Here is a 6382-nt window from a genome sequence, read left to right as displayed (position 1 = left end):
CGGCTGCATCGGAGTCTGGCCCACCGCCATCGCTCGATCTCTCCCCACGCCCGGTGACCAACACCGATCACCCTGGCACAAGAGGACAGACCAGCGCGAGAGAGATCAAAAAACACCAGTCACCTAGGTCGCTCCCCTCGGGCCGGCGGGGTCCCGCAGAGACAGGTGCGACCCGTGCACGTACCGTCAAATCAGCGTGGTCCCGTGCGGGCATCAGGCGACGGCGTCGATCCATGTACGAGAGGTCCCGCCCAAGCGGTAGCTGGGGCGCCTCACAACGCATCCAACTGGTTGCTCGCCCATCGATCCGGCATCGGGGCTACAGAGAATCAGCACCCCCTCGGCTCGACCCTCGCCGATGCCGGTGCCCGCCTCCATGAGCTACCGGCCGGCGTCGTCGCTCCTGACCGGGGGAAGGGCGATGGGCGAGGCGGGGCCGCTCAGCGCCGCCGTGAGCGCCCGCACCCGGCTGAGGGACAGCCGCCCGTAGACGGTCGGCAGGAGGATCGCCCCCGCGTTGTCGGCGTAGGGGATGCCGGCGGCCTGGCGCCAGGCGATCCCGCCGTGGGCCACCGGGTCGAGCCGCGCGGGCGGGCCTTGCAGACCTGCGAGTCGCGCGAGGTGCTGGAGCGGCACCAGCCGGACGCAGCGGCGCGGGCTGCGGTCCCTGATCACGCCGTCCACCGGGCCGCCGGCCCAGCGGACCAGCCGTGGCCGCAGGGGCAGGCAGTAATAGACGGCGGCCGTGCCGGCCGACAGAGCCGCGCTTCGCACGCCGTCGCGCAGGCCTACCCGCCAGGCGTGCCTGACGGTGGCCGAGCGGCGCAGCCAGGTCGAGCCGGTGCCGTCGGGCACCCGTTCCGGCCGGCGCGCGCCGCCGAGTTCCCGCCGGATCACCGCCAGGCTCTCGGGTTCGCGGGGCGCGCCGGCGTACAGCCGCGCGGCGGTCCTGACGAAGGCCGCAGCGAACTCGCGCAGGCCCGCGAAGCCGAGCAGATGCCGTACGCGCTCCCAGTCCAGGGCCGCCCCGCGGCCCGCGGCCAGCAGGATGTCGTTGACGTCCTTGAGGCCGATGGCGTGATCCCCTGCGGCGTTGGCCAGGATGACGGCGAGATTGTCCTCGTCGGCCAGCCGGGGCGGTCGGCCGGAGTCGTCGGCGACCCGGCCGGCGGTGAGCGGGATCCAGGCGCAGTGGCGCACCGAGTAGTGCCCGAAGTGGATGTCGACGTCGTGCCGGTCCGGTCGCGTGCTGACCATGTTGATCACACCGTACTCGTCGCCGGCGCCCGTCGCCTTGACCCAGGGCAGCTCGTCGCCGTTGAGACGCCACCCGTACCGCATCAGGTTGCGGCACAGGTGCCAGGCGTCGGCCTGGCCGGGCAGCCAGACGTCGAGGTCGCCCAGGTGGCGCAGAGCGGGATCGGGATACCAGAGCCGGGCCGCGACGCCCTTCATCAACGCCGGGCGGTACCCGGCGCCCGCGCCGATCTCCTCCAGCACCCGCCACGTGTCCGGCAGGGTCAGCTGCTGCCGGCGCTGCGGCAGGGTCTCCTCGCGCAGCAGGCCGGCCAGCGGCAGGCCGGTGCCGGCCAGCCGCCGCCAGGCCTGCACCAGCACCTTGTGACGCCTCAGCGTGGCGAACGCCATGCCGGTGGGTGTCTCGCGGACGGCGTCCAGTTGCTCGTCCGTTGGTACGTGCAGCGCCCAGCCGAGCGGCAGGACCGCTCTGTCGTCGCGCGTGCTCCTCATCCGGTCCTCCTGGTGTGTGCCGCCAGTACCTCGTTGATGCGGGTCGCGGCCACCGCGAGTTGCCCGTCGGTGCGGCCCGCCCATGACAGCCGTACGTGACCCGGCGCGGCGAACGCGCGTCCCGGCGACACGCGCACGCCGTTCGCCGCCAGAGCACGTACGACGTCGGGTTCGGAGCCTGTAACGGGCAGCAGCAGCTGCGCGCCGCAGTACAGGTCGCGCTCGGACGAGCCGATGCCGGAGCCTGAGCCGGTTCCTGGACGGCCGAGCAGTCCCTCGAAGTGGCGGCGCCGCGCCTGCTCATCGATGGGGTTCCCGCTGAGCAGGCGCAGCCCGCCGGCCCGGATGAACGCGGCGAGCGCGAGCTGCCACGGCCCTGGCGGCCCGCCGTCCGCCGGCAGGCCGTGGTAGCTCGCCGGCACGGGCCAGATCCAGCCGACGCGCATACCGCCGCCGGTGAGCTTGTGCAGCGTGCCGACCTGGATGAATGCGGCCGGCAGGGCCGCCGGGCGGTACCACTGGTAGGTGCGGTTCACCACGATCCGGCGGTAGGCGGGAACGAGCGTGAGCAACCGGTCGAGCTCTGCCGCGCCCAGCGAACGTCCGTCCGGGTTGCGCGCCGGATGGGTGAGCCACAACACCGCGGTGTCGTCGGCCGCCCGACCGGCCAGCACGGCGTCCAGCTCGGCGAGCGTGACGCGGTGCCCGGCGCCTCTCGCCACGACGCCGAGTTCGAGGAACGTCGGCCGCTCCAGGATCAGTCTGGTCGAACCGGACATCAGGTACGGCAGGCTCGCACGGACGCCGCTGGTGATGGCGAGCGCGTCCGGATCGAGATCAAGGTGTTCGCCGAGTGCCGCGCGCAGTTCCGGATGCCCCGCACGCGGCGGGACCTCCCACGGCTCTTCGCCGGCGAGCGAACGCGTGAGGCACGCGCGCCACAATTCGGCGGCGGGCCTCGGCCACGGCGGGGTGCGGCCGGTGAGATCCACCGTCCCCGGCTGATCCGTCACGCCGCGCACCGGCGGATCACCATGTGGTCACTTCGACCCGCACGATGGAGACCGTTCCGGGCTCGGTGGCGGCCTCGTCCAGCAGCCGCTGCGACGCCGGATCGGTGACCTCGCCGAACTGGCAGTACCGGCCGTCGAGGTGGCGCGCGACGGCCAGGGTGAGGAAGAACTGCGACCCGGCGCTGTTGGGGCCGGTGTTCACCATGGCCATCAGGTAGGGCCGGTCGAACACCGCGTCGGGGCCGAACTCGTCGAGGATGCGGAAACCCGCTCCGCGCTCGCCGGTGCCGGTACGGTCGCCGCCCTGGACGACGAAGCCGGGGACGCGCCGGAACAGCGGGGTGCCGTCGTAGAAGCCGCCCGAGCCGGGCTGCCGGGTGAGCGGATCCGTCCAGGCGATCGTGCCCTCGGCCAGGCCGATGAACGTGTCCACCGTGTGCGGCGCGCGCCGCGCCCACAGCTCCACGCGCACCGGCCCGGTGGTCAGGTGCAGGACGACGCGTGCGCCGGTGATCCGGCGGTGCGGCGGACGGTGGGGCCGACGGCGCCGGCTCGGGCCGATGGCCACCGGCCTGGCATGGCGTTCGTCGTCGTACATGGCGGCGTCCGCGGCGTTGCCGCAGCCGAGCGCGCCGATCGGGGCGTCACCCACCGGATGTCCGGTCACGGGCGGCCTGGTGTTCGCGGCCTCGGCCGGCACGCTGGACGGAAGTCCGAGCCACGCCGGATCATGCCGTCCGAGCACCTCTGCGGTGTGTGCCTGCCACCGGCGCCGCACCTCCTCCGAGGCGCGCGCGGCCAGCGCGGCCAGGTCGCCCGCGGCTTGGTTGTCGAGGACGGCCCGCAGATCGTCGGTCGCGAAGTACTTGTCGAACAACGAGCCGTTGTTGTGCTCCAGGGTGAAGCACTGGTCCACGAAGACGGCCGGCGGCAGTTCGAAGTCGACGTAGCGGCGCAGGGTCGCGGCCACCGGTCCCCAGGCTTCGCCGCCGTATTCGACGCCGGGGCCGTTGAAGGCCTCGACCGCCAGCGCGAGCGCGCGGGACTCGCCGAGCCGCCGCCGGGCCCGCCACCACGCCACCCGGCTGTCCCCCGTCGTCACCTCCTGGATGAACGACCCGACGGGCTCGGGGAACCCGTGGTGACGCCCGCGTTCGAAGTGGCCGAGTTCGCCGCCGATGGTGAGGTCGATCTGCCGGGCCAGGTAGTCGGCCAGCCGCGGGGTCCAGCTCGCGAAGCTGCGCGCGGCCTGCGCGTCGCCCTCGGCGCGGAGCCATTCGAGCAGGTAGAAGTCGGCCGCCAGCGAGGCCGCGTCCACGTCCTCGACCCACCAGCGGGCGTTCGTGGCCGCCAGCTCCGTGGCCAGCCCGTCGAGGCACTCGGCCCGCTCCCCTGCCCCGGCCAGGTAACGCTGCCAGTGCCGCTGCGCCACGGCGAACAGGCGTGGATAGCGCCAGGCGGTCCCGAGCACGTCCGAGGACGACCGGTGCTCCGGGTCGCGTGCGCGGATCAGGCTCGCGACGGTCATCTCGATGAGGATCTTGGTGAGCACCACCCGCAGCCGCTGCTGGTGCCTGCCCTTTCCCGGCAGGCGGCGGGCCAGCTCGGTGGGGAGGCTGTCCGGTCCCGGCAGCGCCCGCAGCAGGGTCCAGGCCAGCAGCGTCAGGACCGCGTCGGCGAGGGTCGATCCCAGGAAGCGGCGGCAGTCGGCGTACCCGGCGCCCATCCGCCGCCCGGACATGAGGACCCCGACGCCCGGGAAGTGCGGCGCGAGCGGCACCAGATGCAGCGGCAGCACCAGGGCGCCGGGCCGGATCCCCAGCGCGGCCCGCAGCGACGCGTCCAGTTCCTCCAGCTCCAGGAGCCGTCCGAGGTCGCGGACGGCGCTCTCCCGGAGGTCCGCGAAACCTTCGATGGCCGGCCGGAGCGCGCCTTCCGAGGCGGCCATGGCCTGCGCGATGAGCTTGCTGCCTTCGCGCAACTCCTCTCCCGCCAGGTCGATCAGGTCGTGCGGGCGCTCGGCGTGCGCCAGCACACTGGGCAGGTCGTTGAGCCCGTGCTGCTTCCAGGCTTTGAGCCCGTCCATGAACTGCGCCACCTCGGGCGCGGCCGGGCACGGCAGGAACGCGAGTTCGTGCGGGAACCGGCCCATGAGCTCCCGCTGCAGAGCGAGGAAGAGGTCGAGCATGGCGCTGCGCCGGTGCGCCAACCGCAGCGTGGCCGGCGTGGCGGCGGTGGTCACCATCCCGGGTTCTCCGGCAGGGCCAGCGCGAGGTACCGGCCGTCCTCGGAGATCATGATGCCGAGGCGTTCGGCGGCGGCGAGAAACGTGCTGAGATTCCCGATGGTCATGTCGTGTCCCTGTTCGATGAGATGTTCGTGCACGCGGCGTGCGGTGCGGGCGGTGTCGTCGCAGTGCTGGTAGGCGGCGGCCTGCCAGCCGGTGAGCGCGACCTTGCGCGGGGCGGGGCCGCGTTTGTCGATGATCGTCAGCCGGTTGGGCAGCCGCTGGTAGATGAGGCTGGGTTTGCGCTCGTCGTTCCAGCGCTGCCGCCAGTCGCCGATCGCGGAGATCAGCGCCTGGTGCGCTTCGGGTGAGGCGATGGACTCGGCTTCGTAGTCGAAGGAGTAGGCGATCTTGTGGTGGTCCAGGTCCGGCGGGTAGATGTGCCGGTAGCTGGCTCGCGGCCGCACCTTCTTGATGGGGAAGCCCGGATCGGTGAAGTACGGGCTGAAGCGCTCCAGCCAGAAGCGCTCACCGCCGGCGGGCGGCTGAAGATGGGTCAGCAGCGGGACGAGCGCCGTCTGCTCGGCGTAGTCCCCGTCGCACTCGCCGGGGAAGCCGCTGAGGATGTTCCACTCGACATTCAGGCCGTAGTAGCGGGCCCATTTGAGCAGGCGGACGTTGATGAGCTTGGTCGCGCCCTTGCGCATCAGGCGCAGCACGTTCGTGCTGAGGCTTTCGATGCCCGGCTGGATCCAGTGGATGCCTGCGCGGGCGAGCAGGCCGATCTGCTCACGGGTCAGGTTGGCCTTGACCTCGTAGAAGATGCTCATGTCCCAGCGCTGTTCGGCCAGGTCCGCGCAGAGCGTGCGCAGGTACTTCATGTCGAGGATGTTGTCCACCGCCTCGATGTGCACGACCTGGTAGCGCTCGAGCATGGCCGAGAGCTCGGCCAGGGCGCGTCCGCCGGTCTTGGCGCGGAACGTCATGCCCAGGTCGTTCAGCCCGCAGAAGGTGCAGTGGTGCTTCTCGCCCCACCAGCAGCCACGGGAGAACTCGACGGGCAGCTTGACGTGCGTGCCACCGAGTACGGCGGCACGATCGTGACGTTCCAGCGTGGCGAAGTAGTCGGCGTAGTCGGGCACCGGAAGGGAGTCCAGGTCACGGGGGCGGGGGGCGTCGCCGCCGGGCGGTGCGGGACCGTCGGTGCGGTGAACGCCGGGAATCGGGGTGCCGGTGCCGTCGGCGATGGCGTTGAGCAGGCGGGGGAAGGCGATGTCGCCCTCACCGGTGACCACATAGTCGATCCAGCCGATGCCGCGGGCGTACTCACACCCCATCTCACCATCGAAGTTCGCCCCGCCATACACCAGCTTGACCAGCGGATACCGCTCCT

At 72.1% G+C, this 6382-nt stretch carries 4 protein-coding genes; all 4 read right to left on the bottom strand.

From position 1 onward, the window contains the following. Window positions 1-381 precede the first annotated feature (381 nt). Window positions 382-1749 (bottom strand): nucleotidyltransferase family protein, encoded by a 1368-nt coding sequence (locus ABD331_RS60520; protein WP_344496655.1) that lies wholly within the window; start codon window positions 1747-1749, stop codon window positions 382-384. Continuing rightward, window positions 1746-2762: an aminotransferase class I/II-fold pyridoxal phosphate-dependent enzyme gene (locus ABD331_RS60515; RefSeq protein WP_344496653.1), complete on the bottom strand. Its 1017-nt coding sequence runs from the start codon at window positions 2760-2762 to the stop codon at window positions 1746-1748. Before ABD331_RS60515 ends, ABD331_RS60520 begins: the two co-directional genes overlap by 4 nt. Before the next feature lie 16 nt (window positions 2763-2778). After that, the gene (locus ABD331_RS60510; RefSeq protein ID WP_344496651.1) at window positions 2779-5007 is read right to left on the bottom strand and encodes a peptidylprolyl isomerase; all 2229 of its coding nucleotides are present in this window, start codon (window positions 5005-5007) and stop codon (window positions 2779-2781) included. Further along, window positions 5001-6382 (bottom strand): RiPP maturation radical SAM C-methyltransferase (locus tag ABD331_RS60505; protein WP_344496649.1); only part of this gene is annotated, 1382 nt, incomplete at its 5' end. The genes ABD331_RS60510 and ABD331_RS60505, both read right to left, overlap by 7 nt.

This window comes from Nonomuraea monospora (genome assembly GCF_039531895.1).
Lineage (GTDB): Bacteria > Actinomycetota > Actinomycetes > Streptosporangiales > Streptosporangiaceae > Nonomuraea > Nonomuraea monospora.
This window is presented reverse-complemented; position numbering and strand designations above follow the sequence as displayed.